Source organism: Photobacterium sanguinicancri (assembly GCF_024346675.1).
Taxonomy (GTDB): domain Bacteria; phylum Pseudomonadota; class Gammaproteobacteria; order Enterobacterales; family Vibrionaceae; genus Photobacterium; species Photobacterium sanguinicancri.
The window spans coordinates 731,154-755,758 of the sequence record NZ_AP024851.1 but is presented as its reverse complement, the minus strand read 5'-3'; the positions used below and the strand labels follow the sequence as shown (position 1 = coordinate 755,758).

Sequence of the window (24,605 nt, the reverse complement as noted above, 5' to 3'; positions counted from 1 at the left end):
ATTACATACCTACCGTCATGTGAAGATTAAAGAAAATATTACGACCAAGTAATTCAGCCACTAGCACAAGCGCTAAACCAACAACAGGCAAGGCAACACTTCCCTTGATGCGGTTAATACCAAACAGTGCAATCGCAGCACCGGCAACAAGCAGTACAATTCGGCTACCTTGCAGCATTGCCATGTTAGGCACTAAATCACGAGCGGCAACGACCGAGGATTGGATATTCGCTAATGCCACCATTTGTGACATCGTCACTACTATCATGGCAATAATCGCCACTACCACTAAGCCTTGAATGCCACGCGTATATTTCGCATCATCAAACTGCGCATTGTGCATCAAGGTTGACGCAAAAATAGCACCCGCAACAACCATAGTCAGTAAGAAAGACCAGCCTGTGTACGGTGTATTCCATGTTGGAACAGTATCAATCAAATACACATTCACCATTGAATACATAAAGGCAACACCTGCCACCATTCCGGCTACTTTCAAGCCTTTACGTACACCTTCTGTGCCTTTATCTAATACTTCTAATAACCAGTAAAGGCCACCAAAAGCAAAGAACATTGAGCCTGTCAGGATCTCATTGGACAACCAGCTTATACCCACTTGGTTTAATGCATTCATTGCGCGCATTGGGCTACCAAGGTGTGTCGAAGAAGCAACAAAGCCTAAGCCCATTACGACCCACACAAAAAACATATTACGGGTAATTCTGCTTTTCACATCAACACGTGAATTTGTCACCAAGTTAGCAATACTCATGATTAAATACGCGCCAACCGCCATCTGTGCCAGCACTGTAAATAGCACCAAAGACAATTCATGATAACTCATCTTAAACCTCCTTAGGATTCGCAAGGTGACCAGTGGTGTCATTTGTTGGACGCGCATGACGGTTAGGTTTGATCACGATATTTGGCTTAGTGATTAATGAAGAAGGAAGCGGTGCAACATCGGCATTGGTTCCGTACTTTTTACGCAATTCAGCAATTGGGCCAAATTCAAGCGCACGCAGTGGACAAGACCCCACACAAATCGGGTCTAAACCTTCCGCTACGCGTTCATAACAACCATCACACTTAGTCATGTGACCTTGTTCAGCATCAAATTGCGGTGCGCCATAAGGACAGGCATTGGCACAGTGTTTACAACCTATACAAACGTCTTCATCAACAATAACGAATCCGTCTTCTTTGCGTTTGTGCATTGCACCCGATGGACAGACTTTGGCACACGCTGGTTCATCGCAGTGGTTACAGGCAATAGAAGTATAATAAGCAAAAACATCTTGACGGTATGTGCCGTTTTCTTCTACCCAATTACCGCCAGCATATTCGTATACACGGCGGAAGCTTCTGTCGACACCTAAGTCTTTCACGTCTTTACAAGAAAGCTGACAAGTCTTACAACCTGTACATTTGCTCGAGTCGATATAAAAACCATATTGTTTCATGATTCAGTCCTTACGCCTTTTTCACTAGTTGAACTTCAACTAGATTGGTATGTTGAGGGTTACCTTTAGCCAGAGGGCTTGGTTTTTGAGAGGTTAAAACGTTGATTGAACCGTTATGGTCAACCTTTTTACCGTCTGGCGCATACCATGCACCCTCACCTAACGCGACCACACCAGGCATCATACGAGGCGTTACTTTAGCGTTGATACGCACTTCACCACGGTCATTGAAAATACGAATACGGTCGCCATTTTTAATACCACGACGATCAGCATCCATCGGATTAATCCACATTTCTTGCTGTGCTGCTTGCTTCAAAATATCGACATTGCCGTACGTTGAGTGACAACGCGCCTTATAATGAAAACCCGTTAACTGAAGTGGAAATTCTGAACGTTTTGGTGAATCCCAACCTTCAGAGGTACTCACGTAAATTGGCAGTGGGTGAATCACATCACCTTCAGGTAATTCCCACTCAGCCGCGATTTCAGCCAAGGCTTCCGAATAAATTTCCACTTTACCCGATGGTGTATTCAGTGGGTTGTTTATTGGGTCTTCACGGAAGGCTTGATAAGCCACATAGTGACCATTAGGATCGCTTCGTTTCACGATGCCTTGTTTACGCACGGTTTCGAAATCGGGCAGCGTTGGATCCAGCTTTAAGGTTTCGGCATACAAATGGCGTAACCAACCTTCTTGGTCACGGCCTTCAGTAAAGGCTTCACCCACCCCTAAGCGCTCGGCTAAATCTGCACAGATCTGATAGATGCCACGTGATTCAAACTGCGGTTCAATCGCTTTATCAGCAAAGATGAAATATGGCATGTTGGCTGCTTTACCATCCATGCAGAAGTCAGCTTGCTCAGACGTAGTTAAATCTGGCAGTACGATATCGGCATATTTAGCAGAAGAGGTCATGTGGTTATCAATCACGACGATCATTTCACACGCTTTTTCATCTTGAAGAATGTCGTGGGTGCGATTGATGTCGGAGTGCTGATTGATCAAGCAGTTACCCGCGTAGTTCCAAATAAACTTGATTGGCACATCAAGCTTATCTTTACCGCGTACCCCATCGCGTGTCGCCGTCATTTCTGGGCCACGCACAATCGCATCAGTCCAAAGGAACATAGAAATAGAGGTTTCGATAGGGTTTTTTAGGGTTGGGAAACGGACAAATGGGATATTGTAATCAGATTCACGCGCACCAGAGCCGCCACCATGAATACCTAAGTTACCTGTTAGTAAGGCCAACATGGCAATAGCACGAGAGGCAATTTCTCCATTTTGGGTACGCTGTAAGCCCCAACCTTGATAGATAGCACAAGGCTTAGTTGAACCAATCTCGCGGGCGGTTTTGATAATGATGTCAGCAGGAATGCCCGTAATAGGCGCGGCCCACTCAGGTGTTTTTTCTACTCCATCTTCGCTAAGGCCAAGAATGTAAGATTTGTAGTCACTGTTTGCAGGTGCAGAGGCTGGTAAGGTTTTTTCATCATAGCCAATACAGTATTTATCTAAGAAAGGCTGATCGACCAAACCTTCTTTGATCATTACATGCGCCATTGCGGAAATGAATGCGGCATCGGTACCCGGTTTAATTGGGATCCACTGATCTTCGCGCCCTGCCGCTGTGTCATTGTAGCGCGGGTCAATCATGATCATTCTAGCGTTAGATTTCTCTTTACTTTCAATCAAGTGGTGAATCAAACCACCGCCAGACATACGCGTCTCAGCCGGGTTGTTACCAAATTGAACGATCAGTTTACTGTTTTCAGTATCCGAGAAAGAGTTACCGTTTGCCCAACCACCATAGGTATAGCTTAGGCCTTTGGCGATTTGCGCTGTCGAGTAATCGCCGTAGTGGTTTAAGTAACCACCTGTTAAGTTCATCAAACGGGCGATCAAGGTTGAACCAGGAGGCCATGACTTGGTCACTGTACCGCCTAACGTACCTGTACCGTAGTTCAGGTAGAACGCTTCATTACCATAGTCTTTTTTGATACTGTTAATGCTATTGGTAATTTCGTTGTAGGCTTCATCCCACGAGATGCGCTTAAACTTACCTTCACCACGCTTACCTACACGCTTCATTGGGTATTTTAGGCGGTCAGGGTTATAGACACGACGGCGCATAGAACGCCCACGCAAACAGGCACGCACTTGCACATCTTTGTTTGCGTAATTATCGGTACCAGTATTATCAGCATCGACCCACTTGATTTCGCCATCAGCAACATGCATACGCAAAGGACAACGGCTACCACAGTTTACGGTACACGCACTCCAGACGACTTTTTCGTCAGCTGGTGTTTTGTCACTTGCTTGAACACTGCTTGATTTAAATGGCAAAGTAATTGCGCTAGTAACAGCGGCTAAACCACCAATAACAGATGAGGACTTTATAAACCCCCTCCGCGTAAGTGTTGGAATGAGTATTTCTTTTAATTTGTTGGTCATGACACATCGCTCATTAATTATTATTTATAATTGTGTCAATTCTGTCATCTACCCCTTTAGGCTTATTGATAAGCGTCAACAAACAAATCGGAAATGCATAAATTTACAAAATCACGTGATAAAAATCATGTTTTCATGCTGGCAAAAAATAGCCCTTAATCGCACTAGAATGCTGCATGAAAACCCTTATCAATCTGAATTGAATCGCATTATCACATTGTGTTCCCAATCGTTTCACATAAAAAAACAGCCACCGTTAAGGTAGCTGTTTTATTTTCATTTCTGTTTGTATTTTTTGGTAAACGCAGATGTATATCTATTCACTCACACTGCATTTATTCATTATCGCTATTAACGTTTGCTTAGCTTAATACAGTACCAATGCTAAGTAGTACCATTACCATCGCAGTTAAAAACGCCAGCAATGGTCCAATGAAACGTAGCCATGACGAATAAGCGACACGTCCAATGGCCAACCCGCCCATCACAACACCCGATGTTGGTGTCACCAAGTTGGGTAAACCTGAAGCCGATTGGAATGCCGTTACTACCAACTCTCGCCCTACTCCAGCAAAATCTGCTAGCGGTGCTAATACTGGCATTGAAAGTACAGCTAGACCTGAAGATGATGGCACGACCAGACACAGTACCGCTTCAACCCAGTAAATAGCGTTAACAAAAGCCACCTGGCTCAAACCGCCTAGCAAACCTTCGGCATAGTTCAAAATGGTATGCGTGATGTTACCGTTGTCCATCACCACAACCAGACCGCGCGCTATGGCAATAATAAGCGCCACGCCCAGTAAATCACGCGCACCATCAACAAAACTATTGGTCAGTTCGGTTTCAGACAATTTACCGACTAAGCCAGCTACAATACTTGCACCAATGAACAATGCAGAAAGCTCTGCCATCCACCAGCCTGCCACAGAAACACCCCACATCATGACAGCAAAGGTCGCGCCAAATATGGCTAACACGGCTTTACGAGTGCCTGTCAGTTCCGGGGCTTCTTGTTCTTTGCTATGTAAGAAATGACGTTCGTTATCTTCTTTCTGATGCGCAACAAGCGATTGTGATGGATCGCGTTTTACTTTATCGGCATAGCGCATAACGTAGAACACACAAGCAAGCCAACCAATCACTAAAATTGCTACACGTAGCCAAACACCTTCCATGAAATTAATTTCAGCCGCGTTTGAGGCAATCACAGTCGCAAAGGGATTAATGGTTGAACCCAAGCAACCAATACCTGCGCCGACCATGATAATGGCAACACCCACTATGCTATCGTAGCCCGCCGCAATCATTACGGGAATTAACAAGGCATAGAATGGAATTGTTTCTTCAGCCATGCCATAAACAGTACCGCCAAGTGCAAATAACCCCATTAGGATGGGGATCATCCATTTTTCTTTACCGTTAAGGCGCTTCATTGTACCTGCAATACCCGCATCAATCGCGCCGGTACGCGTCACTACAGCAAGGAAGCCACCAATAACAAGTACGAATAAAGCCACATCTACTGCGCGAGCAGCATAGTTACTTGGATCGTAAAAGCCTTGAATCGGTGCCATCAATACATCAATCACACCTTGAGGATTTGCTTCAACAGTTTGGTATGAACCAACCAGTGGCACCATACGACCGAGTGTTTCATTCTTCTCCATTTGATATTGGCCCGCAGGGATCATCCACGTCAGTACCGCCATCAAAACCGTCAGGATCATTAAAATTGTGTAGGCAGAAGGAAATTTTAGTTTTTTCATTATGATGTCCTTATTGTGTGGGGCGATTGATACGCCCCACTTTGGGTGGTTTTCCACCTTCTTTTTATGCAACGAAATCCATGATTTCTTGAACTGACATGCCCGATAGCCCCATTTTGTTTAAGGTACGTCCTTGCTCAAAATAGTTTGTATCGTTGTAGGCATTATCAATGTGTAAACATGAGGTCACCATGGTCGTCGCTACGCCAGCCAACTGGCCAAACTCAAAGCACGGTACCAATAAGAAGGCTGCATCTTCTGTTATGTAACGGTTGCCAGCAGAGTTTGGTGCGCTGTTTAACTTTCCATGCGTTTCTGATGTACGGTTTACGTCATAAACGGTTTCACACTCCATTGCGTATAACGCATTCATTGCCTCAAGTTCTGGGATCAAAGTTAAGCCCAACGCTTTACCCACAGCTTGACGCTCTTGCTCCATAACGGCTGCGGCTTTCGAAGTAGAAATAGAGCAGCAATCTTTGTAGTAATTAAATTGACCATCAAAGTTTTCAAGTAAACCCATGTTTAACGTAGTCAGTAATGGGTGCCCACCAAAGTTGATATTCTCTAACCCAGCACTAATCACGTTATCTAACGCGGTTAAGGGTAAAGGCATCACAGGTTGTAGCCGTGCAATCACCTCTTGTGTTTTACTCGCAGGTAAAGCGGCCACAGGTAAAAATTCTTTCATACCTAAAATCGCAACTTCTGCTGGGCCGACAATTCGGGTTGCCCAAGGAATAGAAATCGCATCCACAAAGGTAATATCAAGATCGCCATAACCTTGTTCTTGTTTTATGCGGTTAAGTACTAATGAACCATAATTACCAGGCATCAGCATGATGATTTGACCATCATGTAGATGCGGTAACATTTCAATGAACAATGGTTCTTGGGCGAAAGATGGAACAGGTAAAATCAGTAAATCTGAATACGCGATGGCTTGCTCTAACTCACGCGTGACCTTATCTATTTGTTGAAAGCCTGAATATGTAAGAGGTACATCGTTAAACGAAGATAGCGCTTCAATACCGCCCCGAGATTCAATATCAGCCAACGGTCGATCAAACCCTTTAGCACCAAATAAACAGACGTCCGCGCCTTGAAGAGAAAAGTGGTATGCCGCGGTTAGTCCGGCATTACCAGAGCCGATAATAGAGACTTTATTAGCCATGATTTGTGTCCTTAATCTGGTTGTTTTTCCTAAAATCAGATTAAGGCGTTTCGTGTGCTTCTCGCCAATGCATCACTTTACTACTAGTATGCAAAAAAGTAATACCCCCTTAAAACCATGGCGCTAAGCAACTAATAAATAACAATTAAACTAACAGCCACAATCATCACATACACCAAGCAATAATGTGACTTTACACATTATCGATAATATCCAGATCGCGCATTGGTCCTATTTTCAAGTAAATATCCATATCATCGGCTTGTAAGAGGAACTGCTCAATGAAATGCTCCGCATGGCGATGAACGGGTTTTAAAGCGGGGTACAAAATATCGAACTCAAATGGTAAACCAAACACAAGTGGCCTCATCACCACAGCCGGATGTTCACTTGCCATATGCGCCGTAAATGGATCCGTTATCGCGATACCAATCCCCTCACGAACAAGTGCAGCAGCCGTACTGGCAAGGGATACTTCGATATGTTCAATCGTAGAGAGACCGTAACGCCTTAATAAGGCGTCAATACGTCGTTGCGTAATATCTTTCTCATGGCGAATTACCACCTGATCGGCAATATCATAAATATCTATACTGCTTCTTTTGGCTAACGGAGAGTCACTTGGCAATAAACACACGCATTCACACTCAACCCGCTGTGCCTTCACTCCCGCTAGCGGCTCATCAATAAAAGCAAAGCCTATATCGGTTGTTTGGCTTTGTACTCGACGCATCACATCTTCTGAACGATAGGTTTTAAAGCCGACTTTAAGCTGTTGTGATTGCTTAAGAAAAGAAGCAAGAATTCGAGGTAAAAAAGCATTAGATAACAATGGCATTGCAGCAATATTGAGCGTGCCAAAATGGTGTGATCGAATTGAATCTGCGGCATTATCTAACCCAGAGACCGCATCAAAAACTTTCGCTACTTCCAGATAAAATGCTTGCCCTTCATCACTCAACACGAGGCGATTTCGCTGCCGAGTGAAAAGTTTAAATCCCAATCGGTCTTCTAAACCGGCTAGCACTCGACTCACGGCGGGCTGACTTAAGTTCAGGCGTTCAGCAGCAGCAGTCACTGTCTGGCATTCAACGATGGCACGGAAAGCATTTAATTGAGACAACTTCATAGTTAATTTATTTCGTTAAGCACAATATAGAGTGGACAGAAGATTACCAAACCTCCCGAGTAAGCGCTTTTACGCAATGTGTAATCTGTGATTATTATTCACTTCATCGCTGATTAAATCCTGCCACTGATTAATTTCATTCAACACACTGATAAGCACAGCTAATTAGCTGTGATGGTTTCGTCGCATTAATATACTGCTATTGAAATACAGTCACTGAAATAAATAGCATGAAGCAAGGAGGCTTTGTATCTACGCATTATTGTTAATGCATCGAATCAAATATAGAGAATTCATAATGAAAAAAGCCTTCCTTGCTCTTACTCTTTCTGCATTGATTAGCGCACCAGCCATCGCTGATATTCACTTATCTCCTGAAGTTAAAATTGGTGCATATAACGGATTCGGGCTACAAGCAGGATTGACAGACACTTTGGGTTTTGATGCTGTCTTTGTTAGCTACAGCCGCACTGAATACAAAAAACTCAACTACGACGAAAAGATTGACACCTATCGTATCGGTGCACAACATATGTTCGGCGCATCTAAAATTCACGGCTTACAAATTGAATTTGGTCTAGCAGATTATGATGGTCAGAAAAATTGGTCAGGGGCTGGTGAAACAAAAACAAGTAAAGGAGCAAGTATCGGTGCATCATATATATTCCAAGCAACACCTAACTTAGGTCTACGAGCTGGTGGAGATTTCAATGCCTTCAGATCTTCCGATACCTTTGTACCTCATGATTTGTCCCCTAATCTAAATATTGGCATGACTTTTACATTCTAATCTTCCATTCATGCTGATTTACTAAAATAAAAAAAGAGCTTCTAGAGCTCTTTTTTTATAACTAACTAAAATTATTTCGATTTTGGTTGAACAAATTTACGGTTAGCATCAATAACAGCGACATCACGGATGAAATTCTCACCGAGAACAACGCCTGCGCCTTTTACTAACATAAATTCAGTGCGTTCATTAAGATCACCCAAGCGCGTACGGATTTTTACTATCGGTAAGCGCTCTTTGTTGCTTTTCACCCAACGCTCAACGGGTAACTCTACTTCTTCTTGACCGGCTTTAATTTTAACCCAGTCTTTACCATCACGCTCAAACTCTTGGATATTGGATACCCCAATTGTAGAGACCTTAACACTAGTATCGACTCTCGCCTTTACATGCGTTTTTGCAGCACCAAGCCAAACAATTTCTTGGCTGCCTAAAATTAACTTGCCATCTTTTGTGGCGGTAACAGGTTTTGGCTTTGGTTTGGGCTTAATCTCAGGTTTTGGCTTAACTTCTGGCTTAACTTCAGGTTTGATCTCTGGCTTTACTTCAGGCTTAAGCTCAGGATCTGTTGGTTTAACTTCTGCCGGTTTCTCTGTTTCAGGAACAGGCTCTACTGGTTCTTGTATTGCTTGTTGTTGTGCACACCCTGCGAGCAAAATAGCAAAAAGACCTACCGCGACTTTTTTCATTCACTTACACCTATTCTTATTCTGGTATTAATTCAATACTATGCGTGATGAGCGTTCAACACCAACCAACATGTAAAAGAATGTTGCCTCAAGCACATTCTTGATAATAACGTTCGAATTTATTACTGATCCATGCTTCATCATACCAACCAATATTCCGACTATGCTTTGCATCATCCCATAAACTCAAAAACCATCGTCTTGCTTGATAACCATCAGCCAGTGATGCTTTCTTCATATAAATGTCTGCTAAATTGAGATCTGGGCGAACATCGTATAAATGAAAAACATCAAATTCACGGTGCTTAAAGCCAACATCACAAGGATCGATTAACGCCGCCACTTTGTAAGTTTTTGGGTCAAATAATACATTTCCAATATGGCAATCATCATGTACCAATGAAGAACCATGATTAATTGGTGCTAATACTTGTTTGCGTGATGCCCATAGCCGTTCAAAACTACCTTTGAGTTGAGTTGAAAACGGAGAAGCAGAACTCATCAAATACCGATAAACAGGGAACATCCAATGCTCAAAAGCTTCACTTAATGTTGGCGCAAAAGAGTCAGCATCTACCTCAAAACCTTTTTCATGGCTGCACTCATGCAGTGCTAAAAGAATATCAGTGTAGTGCTCACCAAAAGTGGCAATGGCTTTAGTCTCAGGTGGTAACTCGTGGGCAGATTGCCCCTCTAACCACTCGAGAACTAAGTAGTCATACCCTTCTTCACGTCCGTAGAAATAAATGGCAGGGACAGGACAATCGACTATTTGGGATAATCGCTCAAGACCTTGAATTTCTTTCGCCAATCTTCCCATTTCTTTAGAGAATTTGATGACAACTTTCTGCTTATCTGCAACGAGGAATACAACACACCCATAAAATGTCAGCTCGGTTTGAACAAATGAAGCCCGAAAACCAAACAACTTTTGAAACGTATCTGATGCAATCCGCTCTAGTTGTTGTTGATTCATAATATTCCTTCCAAGCCAATGCACTTTGTGTCATACCAATAAAACACCGAAACATTCCAAAATAGAATAACCATTTGAAATACATAAGTTTTTACTGGCCACACAGAAAACAATGCAACAATTTACTACTGATTACTAGTTTTTTGAGTCAAAAATGTGATTTTTTAATAAGGAAGAACACCAACAACTCAACAGTTAGAAATCAAGCAAGTAACAATCAGACAACAAGGTTATTTAGCTATATTATAATTCGTATGCGCCAACGCCAGCCGATTAAATGGCCTTCGTTAAGTTTTTCTTAACCCTAGCATCAATTTATTTAACTCAACGAAACCCATCGGTTCACGTATACTCGGCGCTATTCTCATCCGACATAAATTCACTCATGCAGTTTGCTAAAAAACCTTTTACTATCCATAAAGCAGATCTTCCTTTTTATTTAATTGCCATTGTTTGCTTTTTCCCTATCGTTAGTTCACCTATTGCGCTTATTTTAGGCTTTACCCTAGCTAGTCTTGGTTTAATTCCAGCAAAACTTAACCTTGCTGGTTTTACTAAAAAGCTTCTGGCCTACTCCATTATAGGTTTAGGTTTTGGTATAAATCTGAATGAAGCAATTACCGCAAGCAAACAAGGGCTAGGGATTATTGTATCTTCCATCTTTTTTACGTTAATTCTTGGTACTATTCTTACCCGTCTATTCAAACTTGATGTCAAAACAGGCCACCTTATCGCTTCAGGTACCGCTATTTGTGGTGGCAGTGCTATTGCAGCTGTTGCGCCTGCGATTAATGCTAGGGATGATCAAACATCGTTGGCACTTGCAACTGTCTTTGTTTTGAACTCGATTGCGTTATTTGTTTTCCCTGCACTTGGCCACTTATTTGAAATGAGCCAACACGCTTTTGGAACTTGGGCTGCAATTGCGATTCACGATACGTCATCCGTTGTGGGTGCCGCTGGCGCATACGGCGATGAAGCACTTAAAACAGCGACAACACTTAAGTTGGCACGCGCTCTTTGGATCATTCCAATTGCCTTTTTAAGTGCGCTAATGTTTAAAGGTGATAGCAAGAAGATTGCCGTTCCTTATTTCATCGTATTTTATTGCCTGGCTATCGCTATTGCCCATTATTTACCGCAGTTTAGTGACCTATATAATTTAGTCTTCTCAGCGTCTAAACGACTTCTTGTTGTTTGTTTATTCTTGATTGGTTCTGGCATTACCGTTCAAAAGCTACGCGCATCAGGAGCTAAACCACTGGTACTTGGGGTTTTGCTTTGGGTAGCAATTGGCGGCTCATCACTGACTTATATATTAATGGGCTAAACCACCCTCCCTCCATAACAAAAAACGAGAGCGCATTGCTCTCGTTTTTTATATCAGCCTCTTTTACTACCACAAGTTAACCTTTGTTCCATGGAACAAATCCACCAAACAACAATCAAAATCGCTCATGGTTTCGATAAAAATTATACGCTTCGCAAAGGATCAAATTTTGCCTAGTATGCGGCTCCCTATCACATACTAAAAGCCAATTCTGCAACTATGTTACCAGTAAACACATCATCCAATGCCTTATACACTGACTTATCTTCTTACTATGATTTGATGTGTGCTGACATCGGCTATGAAGCACAGAGCAACTACGTTCGCAGACTCCATCAGCTATTCGGAAATGAGGGAAATACACATTTAGACCTTGCTTGTGGTACCGGTCCGCATGTGCGCTACTTTATCGATTATGGCTATCAAAGTTGTGGATTAGACATTAACCAGCCTATGTTAGATATGGCACAAACACGTTGCCCTGAAGCTAGCTTCACGTTGGGTGATATGTGTAATTTCACGGTTGATGAACCGCTCGATTTAATTACTTGCTTCTTATATTCCATTCACTATAGCGATGGTATTGAAAAACTAAAAGGTTGTATTGCAAGTGCACATGCTGCATTAAAAGATGGTGGTGTTTTTTGTTTCAATACTGTCGAAAAAAACAAAATTGATAATGCATCGTTTGTACGTCATTCAACAGAATTTGATAATAGCCAGTTTATATTTAGTTCTGGTTGGCATTACACCGGTGATGGTGACAAACAGTCTCTTCGTTTGAGTATTGAAAAAACCACTGAGCAAATAACGCAATCCTGGCAAGATGAACATCCAATGGTCGCTGTTGGTTTTGAAGAGCTAAAATCGCTACTTCTACCCTATTTCGATGTCCATGTATTTGAACATGACTATGATAAGATCATTCCGATAGAGAAAAATTCAGGTAACGCAATTTTTGTTTGTGTAAAACGATAAGCATCTATCTAGCTGTACCTTAATTCAAGTTAATCATACTTGCATAAACCGAGGTACAGCTTTTTAAAACATATATATTTAGAAAAGACATTGCTAACTACTTGTATATTGATGAAAATTACGGCGTAATATTGAATTTATCTTCATCCTGATTTTTAATACTGAAAGCAAAACGTGAAGTCTGCGTTTTGCCGTTTTTTATCTGACGATTTTTCGAATTATTGAACACCACATAGACCAGAACTAAAAAAGCACTGAGATCCAGTAGTGCACTAATGATGCCCGAAGTAAGCAAAGATACGCCAACCAAAACAACGACGATACCTATCCATTTATACATTTACTCTTTCCTTTTGCTTTTCTAACTTGTCCCTTATTATTGAAAAGAATATGGAAAGTAAAAAATACCGTTTAACTCTAACTAAGTCAGAATTAATCTAACACCAGTAAAATAGGCTCAAATAGCGCGATAAACTAAAAAACACATAACTTTAGAAAGATATGGTTTAAAGTATCAATATTATGACATGACTATGTTCCGCTAGACATAGCGCCCAAGAGCCCTGCTAAATTAATCTTGAGCATGAATCATAGGCAACCACGCACACACCTATAGTATAGAAAGCGTCAATCTCTCATTCGCATAACACAGCTTCGATGGCGAACCAACCAAGCTACTATTTTTGCTTTTCATATTGAAACAACCTGAATACATCATCGGGTTCAGGTTGAAATTCACCTACTTTTAAGTAACCTTGCTTTTCATAGAAATGGTGGTTGCGATACGACTTATAAGGCGTAACTAACGACCATTTTTTTGTCGCTGAATAGCACTGTTCAATTAAAGCGATCGTCTGAGAGCCCAGCTGTTTGTCTTGAAACTCCCCCGCTATATAAAACAATTTTATTTCAGTTTCGACTCCATTGATTGGGACAGTTAAAATTCCCCCCGCAAGCTCGTCGTTGTAAAAAATTTTATAATAATGTTCTGTTTTGATTTGGTCTAAGTGCCAATCAATGTCATCAACACCAGGAGGAAAACCACCATATTGTTCAAAGTCAGGCGTGAAGGCTTCCATAGAAAGTGCTTTTAGCACCACGGCATCCGACACATTTGCGAGCTCTAGTTTTGCAACCACTGTTAACTACTACCATGTCTGTTCATTAATAGCCGTAATCTTGCATATTCTACTTTTCGACGAAATAGTGTTTGTTTAAATATGAGCGATACACATCAAAGTTCAGTATTTAAGCTAGTTATTTTCTAACAAATACAGGTCATAAACAGAATGCTCCTTTCCAAATAGTAAGTAATTCTGCAAGAGTGATTATGTGGTGCTAAGGTAGTGACACAACTAGATAATTAACTCATTAAGTGGCTCTATCATGCATGAAATTACAACTATGGCTGTTACTGTCTTCATGGGTTTCTTCGCCATGATGAACCCAATAGCAAATACTGCTGTGTTTGTTGGCATGACAGGAAATCAAACGACATTACAACGAAGAAAAACCGCAATTAAAGCCTTGGCAACAGCATTTTTTATTATTGCAGCCTTCAGTTTTTTAGGAAAAGGGATTTTTGAGTTGTTTGGTATAACGTTACCAGCACTACGTCTGTCTGGTGGTATTTTAGTGTTTTTAGTGGGCTACCACATGTTACAGGGTAACCCATCTAAGTTACATGCAGATTCACCATCCGAACCAGACGCTACAAATAAAGACAATGTAAGTGACAGCGAAGAAAAAGATATCGCGATTTCACCACTAGCATTACCTATCCTTGCCGGACCTGGCACTATTGCTACTGCAATGAACTACTCTGCATCAGGCGAAATCTTACATATCATAATTACAATCTGCGCTTTTGCCTTGTTGTGTTTAATCACCTTCGTTTGCTTTTTGTATGGGCCTAAATTAATAGAAAAAATTGGTGAAAGTGGTATTAGCATAACGACACGGTTAATGGGGTTAATTTTAACGGTTATAGGTATGCAAATGCTGATTCAAGGTGTGCACGACGCGTATGTACTGCTATTTCAGCACTAGCTAATTAAAAGCGATAAGATGACTTTAACAGCTACCTCTTTTTCGGAGTGGCTTTATTTCAAAGTCATCTTATAATGCTCACTCCAATTGCTTTCGGACTTTGGTTATGAGCAAAAAACCAGACAGAATGACGGCGATGCAGCAGATTATTGATGCTGTTAAGCAAGATTTCCCACTATACCAAGCTGACACATTCGTTTGTGGCCCTGATAACAGCTGCATGGGCTGCCCCAAAAAACTGATGGAGCTTGTAGACACGGATCTTACTTACTGGGAACACCAAATAAGCCGTGGTGTATCACCAACATTCGATGAACTCTATCAGTTTGGGAAGATGTGCAAAAACATTCGCCGCTCACTGGTACGTAATAACAGAATACCGGCTTAACCAAGTTGCCAATTGTCGAGGCAATCCTCAATTGGCACTTATGCATACTATTTCTTTTCAAGCGTTAATTTCTGACTAATTAATAATTTTCATCATCTCGTCATTTGTTTACTCGCAAATCTATTAGACATTACCTCGCTTAAGCAACCTCTCAAACTTAAGTCTAAAGCTATTAACGTCTAAAGCTCAACTACTTGAGCGTAACAGTTAGATCGATGGTGGACAGTTAACGATTATGCTATCGGACATTCTTGTCTACTTGATCTTATTTTCTCTGGTGATCTTTTTCGCACCGTTTGGGTTAGGCTTTTTTATGGGAAAACGTTACCAACGCCCTGCAAAAGTCAAACAAGCATGATCGTTAAAAATGCCACCTAAAATAACCCTCTAAAACGGTGAAAGGCGAACCGATTACGGTCCGCCTTTAAACTTACAATTGCTTAGTCAATACGAACACATCAACTTTTTTGGCATTGCCCTGATAGGCATTTTCAAAAATATAGCCAGAGGCAAACTCACCAGTATCACCGTAAAACTTCACAAAAAGGTCACCTTGTCGTCTTTTATTTTCATCATATAACTTAGAAATAAAACCAGTGCCATTAAATTCAGCATCAACACATGTATATACATCTCGGCCCGAGACTACGCATGTAGGGCTACCCTCATTTAAGTTAAGTGTTACACGACCAAGCCTCACTGTTAATGGTTTTTCATCTTCAGATAAAACTGAATAAAAAAGCTCTCCGCTGTAATTTGAACCTACGCTTGCTTGGCTTCTCGTTGAGCTGGCAGAGAAGAACGTTGTATAAAAGCTGTCATCGTACATATGTTCTTTACTTGTTCGATAAACCCTCACAAAACCAGAAAAACCAATAATATTATTGTCTTCATCTTTTCTTACGAAGAAATCATGCCCAACATCTGAAGCTTGAATATACTGCGCTTCAGATTGCACAAAGACTTCAATGTCATCACCTCGGTACACTAAAGTAATGTCTCGATCTTTGACGAGTATGGTGCCGCTTTTAACTGTTTTTGAACTATGAGCGGTTGAACTCCCAAGCGTAACAATTTCAAACTTAGTTAGTGCATTATTAATATCAATATTAAAATCAGTTTTAATATTATCAAATGTTGCTGAGATGATAGCTTGGCCCACTTCAACACCCAAGACCACCCCGGTATGACTAACAATGGCAATATTCTCATCATCGCTCGACCATAGAATATCATTTGAAACATCTACCTTTGAGCCGTCACTGAAAGTGCCGATTGCCTGTACCTGTAGCTTATTACCTTTAGGTAAATTATGTATAGGGCTAGAAAGTTCTATTCCCTCTAGTGAAACTTTTGAGCTTACGATTGATAATGGTGCACTCTTAATGCTTCCATACTGAACGCTTACTGTCGTTTCACCTTCATTATGTGCCTTAACAACACCATGGTTTGTAATTGTTGCAATAGAATCATCATCAACAGACCAAACAACACCATCTTGTAATGCCAATTCAAATCCATCACTCAAGGTCCCAACAGCAACCATTGATTGTGTAAAGCCAACAGGAATGACATGCAAAGCACTTTCTTTTGGTTGAATTTTAATCTTAGTGAAAACAGCATCTCTAACTGAAACTTTTAATGTATTGCTTACCTTTCCATTAAGTGTTGCGGTTATTATTGCGGTTCCTAGATTAATCCCTTTAACGCGCCCATGCTTATCGACAGTTATAATGCTTGGATCACTTGTATGCCAAGCTACGTCTGATATGGCCTCTTTTTGACTCATATCATTATATGTTGCCATTGCAGTTAGCAGGAAAGAAACACCTTTCGGTAACTCACCTGAAAAGTCTGAAGAAAAATCAATATTCAAACTCCAAAGGCTAGCCTCTGTAATACTAAGTTCAATCGCATTACTTTTTATACCTTTATACAAGGCCATTATTGTAGAGGTTCCTTCCGTAATACCTTTTGCTACACCAGTATTATTTATTGCTGCAACCGTAGGATCAGAACTAACCCAATGAACATCTTTGGTAACGTCACGTTTTGATTTATTTGAAAAATGGGCGGTAGCACTAAAAGGTAATGAAGAGTGTGAAGGTATTCTTGCCGCCGACGTCCCCGATATATTATCGTAACTAATCTCTACTGATACGATATCGTTAGCGACTGATGTTGATGTACCACTGTTACAACCAAGTATAATTAATGAACATAAAACAAGTAGTTTACGCATAAAAGTCTCCTGTATTTTTACATTTAAAGCCAATTAACAAAACACCCACTCTCTTTAGGGAAAGTAAAAGCTGAAGTCAGCATAAATAGATGTTTTATATGAAAGAAATACAGATTAAACAGCACTTACCGCCAACTTGCAAATGATAATGAATATCAATTAAACCCTAATTTTATAAAGTTCTTTAATCTCGGAAATACGGGTAAAAGCATTATTTTGACATCAAAACGTTACATTCCAAGGCTGAATAGCTCGCTTACTAAGAAACAAACTCGCCAAAAAAAATATACAACTAAATATCAGTCACTTAAGATTAAGAGTCACTTTTGGCTCACTGTGGGATTTCAAACAAATTTAGGATGAACATATTTTTATATAAGTATGCTCATTTAAATCATTACAACTCTAACTAAATTCACCGTAACTATTATTATATAATCGAATGATTTACATGCGTATGGAAACAATGTTTTCATGAATCTGACATAATTAAAAATCGTCAAATATTACGAAACTATGATTAATAGACGGCTATCGATTTAGATACATATATTTCGCGAGGAGTAAACAAGAAATAATATTTCTTTAATGTGTGCATTGAACAACCCACAAAAAAAGGCAAAGGATTAAGTGAAGGCAGATTGCTCTGGGTAAATACTCACACTAGAATAAGCAGAAATCTAACATCTTAGTCATTGTAATAGTACGGTGACCCGTCCTGATATGGGTTGACACTTGATTGACTAAAACGCTCGATGTATTTCATCGGGCGTTTTGTATTTTAGAGCTGTGTGAGGCCTATATTCATTATAGATTTTTACTGATTCGGCGACCATTTTCTTTGCTTCATCTAAATCATTCGGCTTATTCAACAGATACTCCATCTTCAGTATTCCGTTGATCCTCTCTGCCAACGCATTCTGATAACAGTCATAGCCATCAGTCATTGAGCAAGATACATCATACTGTCGATGCAACTCTTGGTATTCAACAGAGCAGTACTGAACACCTCGATCTGAGTGATGAACAAGCTCACCTGTATTCTTCCGCTCTTTCAACGCGTTTAAAAAGGCCTGCTTGACCGTGCGAGCTTTCATATCATCACCTATGTGATAGCCCACGATTTTTCTTGAGTAAGCGTCCGTCACTAAACTGAGATAAGTACTACCACGTCGCGTTGCTAGATAAGTAATATCGGCAACCCATAATTGCTCTGGTCTTTCCGGTATTAAGCCTTCTTTGATTCGATTTGGATGGCAGTAAAAGCGATGATTACTGTTTGTGGTTCGATGATAAGCCCTTCGATTTTGCACTAATAATCGATTCATTCTCAACAGAGAGAATAAGCGGTCTCGCCCGATTTCAATATCGTTCTGAGCAAGTAAATACTTGATCTTACGAGTCCCTATACGAGGGTGCATCATCCTTTGCTCCTTCACAAAACCGAGTACTGATTCATCTTTCTTTGTTTGATGAATTTCTGCAACACAGCGCTTGTAGAAAGCTTGTCGTGTAATACCTATGAAGTGACAAGCTTTAGTGACGGTCAACTTTCTGACCGTTTTTTCCTTAATAACTCGGCCTTGCGCTTCTTTGAGATTCGGACACCGAAATCTCGATCCATGACTTTTACTACCGCTTCAAAGAACTCAGCTTTGAGCTGAGTCTCTTCCAATTGCTGCTCGAGTTCTTTGATTCGTTGCTCTGGGGTTTGAGTTGAGGAAGGGTTTGACATAGTCGCTCCTAACGCTCTCGATTGTTCTATTCCTTTAGACCAATCTAGTTGACCATGTTTGCGAAGCCAAACTAAAACGGTAGAGCGACCTTGGATCCCATAACGCTCTTGAGCTTGCTTATAAGTCATTTCGCCTTTTTCAACTTGGCTTACGACTGCCAATTTAAAGGCAAGAGAATAATCTCGTTGAGTACGTCTACTTGTTGTTTTCATGACACTCTCCAATTTCATGTTGGAAATGTGTCAACCATATTTAGGACGGTACACGGCTACAAAAAAAGCACCCTATTGGGTGCCTTATTATTTTTTACTATCCCTAGTTTTGCACTAAGCAATCTTCAGCTTTAGAAATCTAAATCACCATACTCTGGGCTATCATAACGCGATCGTACTGGACGACGCTTCTTCTTTTTAGATTGTGAATCTAAGTCGATAAATTCATTATCGCCATCAAATTTACACTTAGACTTTGAGCCTTTAGAAAATTTTTGATCTAGCTTAGCCATTTTCGTTTCCTGAAAACATCCAGAGTAATTAAAGGTTAAATTGAAGATTCACAAAATACGTCAGTTTGTTTTGCGTATTATTGCCGCCTTCAATAGCATCATAATTGTCGAATATGACAGAAATACTAAACTGCCAGTAGTTTACTCAAAAAAGTACAAGAACAATAAACAGCAACGGCTATTGATGACTATTATTCTAACTACTCCGACAACTCGAAGGGTAATCTAGCACCACCCATCATGTACAATGAGTAATTTTAGTTTTACCAACAAAAATCACTCATCGAACTTTTCCTTTAAAATACTCGCTTAAACTCTCTCGATAACACTGGAAAATGGCACATCAAGCATGCTCGAAATAAGCTCTGTTTTTTCGTTATCTTCACTCCACACAAGGTAAAGTTGCTGCTCCATTACTGGTGCACCGTCAACAAGATGTAGTAGCCCATCTTCAACACTTTGTGCAACAACGGGTGAAGGTAAGTAACCCATACTTGGGTTATTCAGAATATATTCCTGCGCCATTTTGCTTGAATGCGTATGCAGAATAGGCGTCTTATCCAATTCAATCACACGACTGTGCTCTACAGAAAATCGTGTCCCCCAATCCAAATACACCAAAGGTAAATCTTTAGCATCAGCCAAAGAACAGTTTGGTCTATGGCTTACTAACTGTAATTGGAATTCACGGACTTTCTTTACTTGCATGCTTTCAATACGTGGCGGCTCACATGTTAATGAGATATCAACGCTTTTATCAAAAAGGCGTTTCGCCATACTTTGACGAGGCACAGATTCAAGACGTAAAGCCAAGCCTGGTATTGCCGCGTAGATGCGGTTTATCCACTCAGAAATGCCGTCAAATTCCCAAAACATAGGCGATGCACCCACTGAGATTTGCGAATTTAAGCTGTCGGTTAACGCCACATCCTGTTTTGCCCTACCCCATGTTTGCAAAATCGCTTCTGCATAGGGCTGTAAACGCTCTCCAGCCGGCGTTAAATGCACGTTGCCACGCTGGCGAGAAAATAAAGGATTGCCTAACTGACTCTCTAATTGACGGATACGGAAACTCACAGCGGACTGCGTTAGATACAAATTATCTGCCGCACGACCAAAGTGACGTGTTTTTGTAACCTCAAGAAATGTTTTAAGTAATTCGGTATCCACGAGCCAAATCTCATCAAAAATAAAGAAGGGAGTTTAATACGCGATAGTACACGTTAGTGTAGCAAAAGCACGATGAATATTTTTAATCGTAGTCACAAAAATTCTTTGATTTACAACTTCACTTCTCTCGACGAATATCTGCGAAAAATCAGCATCAGGAACTGAATTAATGAGAAGTGAAGGTAAATTTTACGACGATAAAAATTTCCCACGCGGCTTTAATCGCTCAGGTGTTTTCACAATTTCTGAATCCACCCTGCTAGAGAATTATGGCCGAACAATGTCCCGTCTGTACTCAGGCGAAATCGAACCAATGAGTGAAATTGAACGTCAATTTGTCGCTGAAACAAGTGGCCAACTGACTGTTCAATCTGATTTTGCAAAGTGTTGGGTGAAATACCTCAATCGTACCTGCAATAAAGTGAAAAGTTACACCTTATGCTCATCGGTACGTAAGCAGGGCCAGTCATTCGATGATGATTCTGGCGGGGACGACCTCGATTATTAATTCAAGTTACTGATTCAGTAACCTCACTATTTCTTTACGACCAGCCACCCTCCAATCATATCTAGGGTGGCTGGTTGCTTTTTGGGCCTCTAAAAGGCCTTCTATATTCGGTAATTTGCTATGAAAATTTGTTTTGTTATGTACCCGTGGGATCGTGTTGAACCAGAAAATGACTCAACACTACGCCTAATTCATGAAGCCGCAGCTCGTGGTCACACGGTTGCTATTACAACGCCTAATAACCTTACAATGCGCGACAGCATGGCTATCGCTTTTTGTAATGTATTAAAGAACAAAGAAGTCTCTAGCAATATTCCAAGTTTTTATAAAAAAGCTGAATTTACAAAAGCACAACTGCCACTAGCTGGTTTTGACGTTATCTTCATGCGTGCAAACCCGCCACTAGACACAATGGCATTGAACTTCTTGGACTCAGTACGTGATGACACTTTCATCATGAACGATATTGATGGCCTACGTGTAGCAAACAACAAGCTATACACCGCATCACTACCTGATCCACAAAACGAATTTATTCCAGTAACTCACGTGTCTAAGAACCGCGAGTACCTAGAACGTGTACTAGACGAAAACACTAACGACCGCATGATCCTTAAGCCACTTAATGGCTACGGCGGTAAAGGTGTAATCCTTGTAGAGAAAAGCGCGAAATCAAGCGTGAAATCACTACTGGACTTCTACATTGGTGACGACCAGAACTATGTAATTCTACAAGATTACATCGAAGGCGCAGAACTAGGCGACGTTCGCATCATGATGCTAAACGGCGAACCTATTGGTGCTATGCGCCGTGTTCCAGCGCAAGGTGATGTACGTTCTAACATCCACGCAGGTGGTAAAGAAGTTAAGCACGTATTAACCAAGCAAGAACTGCGTCTTTGTAAGCACATCGGCCCTAAATTAGTGCGCGATGGCCTTTACTTTGTTGGCCTTGATGTAATCAACGGCAAACTGGTTGAAGTAAACGTACTAAGCCCTGGCGGTATTACACGTATTAACCGCCTGAACCGCACTAAGTTACAACGTGATGTTTTAGATTTCGTTGAAAGCGTTGTTGTAGCAAAAGAAGTGAGCATTACACGGAAGAACGAGTTCCGTAAGGTTATCGCCGATGCTACAGCTTACTGAGCAGGAGGTGCTGGATAAGATCCAGCACCTCGTTCCATTCGAAGCGCAACTTAATGACGGCAGCTTAACGATTCGCATCAGCGAATATCAGCCATACATTGCGACAGCTATTCACCATGGTCATCGCTTTCGTACCGAGTTAATGAGCAAGTGTGAGTTAACCGAAGAAGAACGTTACTACGAAGAAGACCCTTTCACAGGTGACTTTATTTCTTCGTTACCGATCATTTTGCAAGGTGAAGATTCTCGTTATGAGTACGATCTTAACCGTTCAAATGATCAATGCATTTATGATCAAGCTTGGGGAAAAGACGTTTGGTCTACCCCACTGACAGATGCAGAAAAAGCAGTATCACTTGATAAGCATGCAAAATATTACCGTATTTTGAAATGCCTTATTGAAGCGCTAGAGAATAAATTTGGTCTTTGCTTAATTTATGATGTGCATTCATACAATTACCAGCGTATCGAAAACGAAACGCCAACCTTCAATTTAGGTACGCAACAGATCAATAAAAAGCTGTGGCGTAAAGACATTGATGAATGCTTAAATCAACTTAACAGCGTTGAATTGCCAAACATTGTTGTTTCAGCAAAAGAAAATGATGTATTCAAAGGCATGGGTTACCAAGCTAACTTTGTTAAACAGCATTTTAAAAAGACGTTAATTTTACCGATCGAAGTGAAGAAAATTTTCATGAACGAAGTTGGGGGCGAAAGCTTCCCACTTGTTATTGAAAAAATGAAAGAAGCAATGAAAACCGTTGTTACGGAACATGCTGCCTTCACTCTACGTCGTAAGACCAAAGTTAAGCGCCTAACAAGCAGTACAATTCTGGCTTCTAAATTGCCAAGAGAAGTACTAAAACTGGATCGTCAGCTATATTCTATTGCTCGTGGTGTTAATACATTAAGTTACATTAACCCAACGAACTTGAAGCAAGAGAAACGTCGATTCTTACATAAACCGTTTACGTACCAACCTACGTTTACGTATCGCCAACTGGATCTTGACCCATACAAGTTCCGTGAGCAGCTATATCGCTTGCCCGTTGAAGATATTCGTGATGCTGACATTCAAAAAATGTACCGCAAAACGATTGATCAACTTGCTGTGCGTATCGATTTGCTAACGAGCATTGGTACAGATGAGTTTTTGTATAACTCATTACGCTACTATGGGCAGCCAGATGACCGTGATATCGCCAACGCGAAGTTCATTCTTCATGCTTGTGAATATCAAGAAAAAGAGCCAGCAACACTTAACGCAAAAGATGCCATTGCAGCTTTTAAAGCGGCAGCAGCGGATTACGGCCTAAAGTGTAACGTGGTGAGCTCTAAAACCCTGATTGCAAGGGCGATGGTTAGCGGTCGTAGCATTAAAGTAAACGTAAATAGTACTTTTACAGAGCGTGATTTAGATGCCCTTATTCAACACGAATTAGGCGTACACTTAGTCACCAGCGTAAATGCGGATAACCAACCGTTAAAAGTGCTTAAACTGGGTTTACCTGGTAACACCCATACGCAAGAAGGTTTAGCGATACTTTGTGAGCACCTTTCAGGTAGTTTCCCATTGCATCGTTTAAAAACGCTAGCATTACGTGTTATCGCGGTTGATAAAATGGTTAACGGTGAAAGCTTTGGTGATACGTTCCAAGCATTAAAGCTAGATTATAAATTGTCTGATGACGATGCATTCACAATAACAGCACGCGTATACCGTGGCGGTGGCTTTACTAAAGACTTCCTCTACTTACGTGGCTTAAAAGATGCGTTGCACTGTTATCATGAACAAGATCTAACATCACTGTTTGTCGGCAAAACAGGCTTCGAATTTAAGCCGTTGATAGAAGAACTGATTGCACGTGATATCTTGCAAAAACCAGCCTACATGCCAAAAGCATTAACGCTAGAAACAAAGCCAGATCCTGTGATGGACTTCTTATTGAACTCTATCCGTTAACGGTGGATATCGGCAATCTCTAGCCGTTATATCCGACAAAAAGAAAAGGCGAACTATCGCCTTTTCTTTTCATTCCCTTTGGCTGCCTCTTCAATAGCTAGCAAATCACTCGTTTTAGTACTGAAACGCCATA

Annotated in this window: 22 protein-coding genes; 8 read left to right on the top strand and 14 right to left on the bottom strand. The window is 41.0% G+C overall.

Annotated features, from left to right (window positions below; translation table 11 throughout):
• Position 1: 1 nt before the first annotated feature.
• The 6 genes from OCU87_RS20260 to OCU87_RS20235 all read right to left on the bottom strand — a co-directional run bounded on the left by OCU87_RS20260 (position 2) and on the right by OCU87_RS20235 (position 7,996).
• Positions 2–844, bottom strand: coding sequence for a dimethyl sulfoxide reductase anchor subunit family protein (locus OCU87_RS20260; RefSeq protein WP_261859231.1), 843 nt, complete (start codon positions 842–844; stop codon positions 2–4).
• A gap of 1 nt (position 845) precedes the next feature.
• The gene (locus OCU87_RS20255) at positions 846–1,463 is read right to left on the bottom strand and encodes a DMSO/selenate family reductase complex B subunit (RefSeq protein ID WP_062689246.1); all 618 of its coding nucleotides are present in this window, start codon (positions 1,461–1,463) and stop codon (positions 846–848) included.
• A 10-nt stretch (positions 1,464–1,473) separates the two neighbouring features.
• Entirely contained in the window at positions 1,474–3,924 is a 2,451-nt protein-coding gene (locus tag OCU87_RS20250) for a DmsA/YnfE/YnfF family dimethyl sulfoxide reductase (protein WP_261859230.1), read from the bottom strand.
• 362 nt (positions 3,925–4,286) lie between these two features.
• A complete protein-coding gene (locus tag OCU87_RS20245) occupies positions 4,287–5,693 on the bottom strand; it encodes a YfcC family protein (protein ID WP_094956879.1) in 1,407 nt (468 codons plus the stop codon).
• A gap of 64 nt (positions 5,694–5,757) precedes the next feature.
• The gene (locus OCU87_RS20240; RefSeq protein WP_261859229.1) at positions 5,758–6,867 is read right to left on the bottom strand and encodes an NAD/NADP-dependent octopine/nopaline dehydrogenase family protein; all 1,110 of its coding nucleotides are present in this window, start codon (positions 6,865–6,867) and stop codon (positions 5,758–5,760) included.
• A gap of 193 nt (positions 6,868–7,060) precedes the next feature.
• A complete protein-coding gene (locus tag OCU87_RS20235) occupies positions 7,061–7,996 on the bottom strand; it encodes a LysR family transcriptional regulator (protein ID WP_062689240.1) in 936 nt (311 codons plus the stop codon).
• Positions 7,997–8,294: 298 nt separating this feature from the next.
• Between OCU87_RS20235 and OCU87_RS20230 the strand changes: the two genes are divergently transcribed.
• Positions 8,295–8,786, top strand: coding sequence for a hypothetical protein (locus OCU87_RS20230; protein ID WP_062689238.1), 492 nt, complete (start codon positions 8,295–8,297; stop codon positions 8,784–8,786).
• A gap of 71 nt (positions 8,787–8,857) precedes the next feature.
• On the opposite strand, the gene OCU87_RS20225 is transcribed toward OCU87_RS20230, so the two are convergent.
• On the bottom strand, positions 8,858–9,475 hold the full coding sequence (locus tag OCU87_RS20225) for a putative ATP-dependent zinc protease (protein ID WP_261859228.1): 618 nt from the start codon (positions 9,473–9,475) through the stop codon (positions 8,858–8,860).
• An 88-nt stretch (positions 9,476–9,563) separates the two neighbouring features.
• On the bottom strand, positions 9,564–10,451 hold the full coding sequence (locus OCU87_RS20220; RefSeq protein ID WP_261859227.1) for a phosphotransferase: 888 nt from the start codon (positions 10,449–10,451) through the stop codon (positions 9,564–9,566).
• Between the two features lie 385 nt (positions 10,452–10,836).
• Here OCU87_RS20220 and OCU87_RS20215 point away from each other — a divergent pair, with 385 nt between their 5' ends.
• On the top strand, positions 10,837–11,781 hold the full coding sequence (locus OCU87_RS20215; protein ID WP_261859226.1) for a YeiH family protein: 945 nt from the start codon (positions 10,837–10,839) through the stop codon (positions 11,779–11,781).
• A gap of 219 nt (positions 11,782–12,000) precedes the next feature.
• Positions 12,001–12,759, top strand: a complete 759-nt coding sequence (locus OCU87_RS20210; protein WP_261859225.1) for a class I SAM-dependent DNA methyltransferase — start codon at positions 12,001–12,003, stop codon at positions 12,757–12,759.
• 118 nt (positions 12,760–12,877) lie between these two features.
• On the opposite strand, the gene OCU87_RS20205 is transcribed toward OCU87_RS20210, so the two are convergent.
• Together OCU87_RS20205 and OCU87_RS20200 are read right to left on the bottom strand one after the other, a co-directional pair.
• A complete protein-coding gene (locus OCU87_RS20205; protein ID WP_062689232.1) occupies positions 12,878–13,099 on the bottom strand; it encodes a hypothetical protein in 222 nt (73 codons plus the stop codon).
• Between the two features lie 337 nt (positions 13,100–13,436).
• The gene (locus OCU87_RS20200) at positions 13,437–13,856 is read right to left on the bottom strand and encodes a GNAT family N-acetyltransferase (protein WP_141226236.1); all 420 of its coding nucleotides are present in this window, start codon (positions 13,854–13,856) and stop codon (positions 13,437–13,439) included.
• A 289-nt stretch (positions 13,857–14,145) separates the two neighbouring features.
• Between OCU87_RS20200 and OCU87_RS20195 the strand changes: the two genes are divergently transcribed.
• Together OCU87_RS20195 and OCU87_RS20190 are read left to right on the top strand one after the other, a co-directional pair.
• A complete protein-coding gene (locus OCU87_RS20195; RefSeq protein WP_062689226.1) occupies positions 14,146–14,808 on the top strand; it encodes a MarC family protein in 663 nt (220 codons plus the stop codon).
• A gap of 106 nt (positions 14,809–14,914) precedes the next feature.
• Positions 14,915–15,196: a hypothetical protein gene (locus OCU87_RS20190; protein ID WP_062689224.1), complete on the top strand. Its 282-nt coding sequence runs from the start codon at positions 14,915–14,917 to the stop codon at positions 15,194–15,196.
• A 430-nt stretch (positions 15,197–15,626) separates the two neighbouring features.
• On the opposite strand, the gene OCU87_RS20185 is transcribed toward OCU87_RS20190, so the two are convergent.
• The 4 genes from OCU87_RS20185 to hdfR all read right to left on the bottom strand — a co-directional run bounded on the left by OCU87_RS20185 (position 15,627) and on the right by hdfR (position 20,849).
• Positions 15,627–17,438, bottom strand: a complete 1,812-nt coding sequence (locus OCU87_RS20185) for an Ig-like domain-containing protein (protein WP_261859224.1) — start codon at positions 17,436–17,438, stop codon at positions 15,627–15,629.
• Positions 17,439–18,181: 743 nt separating this feature from the next.
• Positions 18,182–19,386 (bottom strand): IS3 family transposase gene (locus OCU87_RS20180; protein ID WP_261858652.1). Its coding sequence is split into 2 segments (ribosomal slippage): positions 18,182–18,999 and positions 18,999–19,386, totalling 1,206 coding nucleotides; the frame shifts between segments, so codons are not numbered across the junction.
• Positions 19,387–19,517: 131 nt separating this feature from the next.
• Complete coding sequence (locus tag OCU87_RS20175; protein WP_164488545.1) at positions 19,518–19,679, bottom strand: hypothetical protein; 162 nt, start codon at positions 19,677–19,679, stop codon at positions 19,518–19,520.
• Positions 19,680–19,988: 309 nt separating this feature from the next.
• Positions 19,989–20,849, bottom strand: a complete 861-nt coding sequence (hdfR, locus tag OCU87_RS20170; RefSeq protein WP_062689219.1) for an HTH-type transcriptional regulator HdfR — start codon at positions 20,847–20,849, stop codon at positions 19,989–19,991.
• Between the two features lie 169 nt (positions 20,850–21,018).
• Here hdfR and maoP point away from each other — a divergent pair, with 169 nt between their 5' ends.
• The 3 genes from maoP (at position 21,019) to OCU87_RS20155 (ending at position 24,472) form a co-directional block, all read left to right on the top strand.
• Positions 21,019–21,357, top strand: a complete 339-nt coding sequence (maoP, locus tag OCU87_RS20165; RefSeq protein WP_062689217.1) for a DUF413 domain-containing protein — start codon at positions 21,019–21,021, stop codon at positions 21,355–21,357.
• A 120-nt stretch (positions 21,358–21,477) separates the two neighbouring features.
• Positions 21,478–22,506, top strand: a complete 1,029-nt coding sequence (gene gshB, locus OCU87_RS20160; protein ID WP_062689215.1) for a glutathione synthase — start codon at positions 21,478–21,480, stop codon at positions 22,504–22,506.
• Positions 22,490–24,472, top strand: coding sequence for a flavohemoglobin expression-modulating QEGLA motif protein (locus OCU87_RS20155; protein WP_062689213.1), 1,983 nt, complete (start codon positions 22,490–22,492; stop codon positions 24,470–24,472). Before gshB ends, OCU87_RS20155 begins: the two co-directional genes overlap by 17 nt.
• The last annotated feature ends 133 nt before the right edge of the window (positions 24,473–24,605 follow it).

Excerpts from the sequence above, each read along its gene's own strand:
- OCU87_RS20235 (WP_062689240.1), bottom strand. The coding sequence starts at position 7,996 with ATGAAGTTGTCTCAATTAAATGCTTTCCGTGCCATCGTTGAATGCCAG.
- OCU87_RS20225 (WP_261859228.1), bottom strand. The coding sequence starts at position 9,475 with ATGAAAAAAGTCGCGGTAGGTCTTTTTGCTATTTTGCTCGCAGGGTGT.
- OCU87_RS20250 (WP_261859230.1), bottom strand. The coding sequence starts at position 3,924 with ATGACCAACAAATTAAAAGAAATACTCATTCCAACACTTACGCGGAGG.
- OCU87_RS20220 (WP_261859227.1), bottom strand. The coding sequence starts at position 10,451 with ATGAATCAACAACAACTAGAGCGGATTGCATCAGATACGTTTCAAAAG.
- OCU87_RS20175 (WP_164488545.1), bottom strand. The coding sequence starts at position 19,679 with ATGGCTAAGCTAGATCAAAAATTTTCTAAAGGCTCAAAGTCTAAGTGT.
- OCU87_RS20240 (WP_261859229.1), bottom strand. The coding sequence starts at position 6,867 with ATGGCTAATAAAGTCTCTATTATCGGCTCTGGTAATGCCGGACTAACC.
- OCU87_RS20215 (WP_261859226.1), top strand. The coding sequence starts at position 10,837 with ATGCAGTTTGCTAAAAAACCTTTTACTATCCATAAAGCAGATCTTCCT.
- OCU87_RS20190 (WP_062689224.1), top strand. The coding sequence starts at position 14,915 with ATGAGCAAAAAACCAGACAGAATGACGGCGATGCAGCAGATTATTGAT.
- OCU87_RS20230 (WP_062689238.1), top strand. The coding sequence starts at position 8,295 with ATGAAAAAAGCCTTCCTTGCTCTTACTCTTTCTGCATTGATTAGCGCA.
- gshB (WP_062689215.1), top strand. The coding sequence starts at position 21,478 with ATGAAAATTTGTTTTGTTATGTACCCGTGGGATCGTGTTGAACCAGAA.
- OCU87_RS20195 (WP_062689226.1), top strand. The coding sequence starts at position 14,146 with ATGCATGAAATTACAACTATGGCTGTTACTGTCTTCATGGGTTTCTTC.
- OCU87_RS20205 (WP_062689232.1), bottom strand. The coding sequence starts at position 13,099 with ATGTATAAATGGATAGGTATCGTCGTTGTTTTGGTTGGCGTATCTTTG.
- OCU87_RS20245 (WP_094956879.1), bottom strand. The coding sequence starts at position 5,693 with ATGAAAAAACTAAAATTTCCTTCTGCCTACACAATTTTAATGATCCTG.
- OCU87_RS20155 (WP_062689213.1), top strand. The coding sequence starts at position 22,490 with ATGCTACAGCTTACTGAGCAGGAGGTGCTGGATAAGATCCAGCACCTC.
- OCU87_RS20255 (WP_062689246.1), bottom strand. The coding sequence starts at position 1,463 with ATGAAACAATATGGTTTTTATATCGACTCGAGCAAATGTACAGGTTGT.
- maoP (WP_062689217.1), top strand. The coding sequence starts at position 21,019 with ATGAGAAGTGAAGGTAAATTTTACGACGATAAAAATTTCCCACGCGGC.
- OCU87_RS20210 (WP_261859225.1), top strand. The coding sequence starts at position 12,001 with ATGTTACCAGTAAACACATCATCCAATGCCTTATACACTGACTTATCT.
- OCU87_RS20185 (WP_261859224.1), bottom strand. The coding sequence starts at position 17,438 with ATGCGTAAACTACTTGTTTTATGTTCATTAATTATACTTGGTTGTAAC.
- OCU87_RS20260 (WP_261859231.1), bottom strand. The coding sequence starts at position 844 with ATGAGTTATCATGAATTGTCTTTGGTGCTATTTACAGTGCTGGCACAG.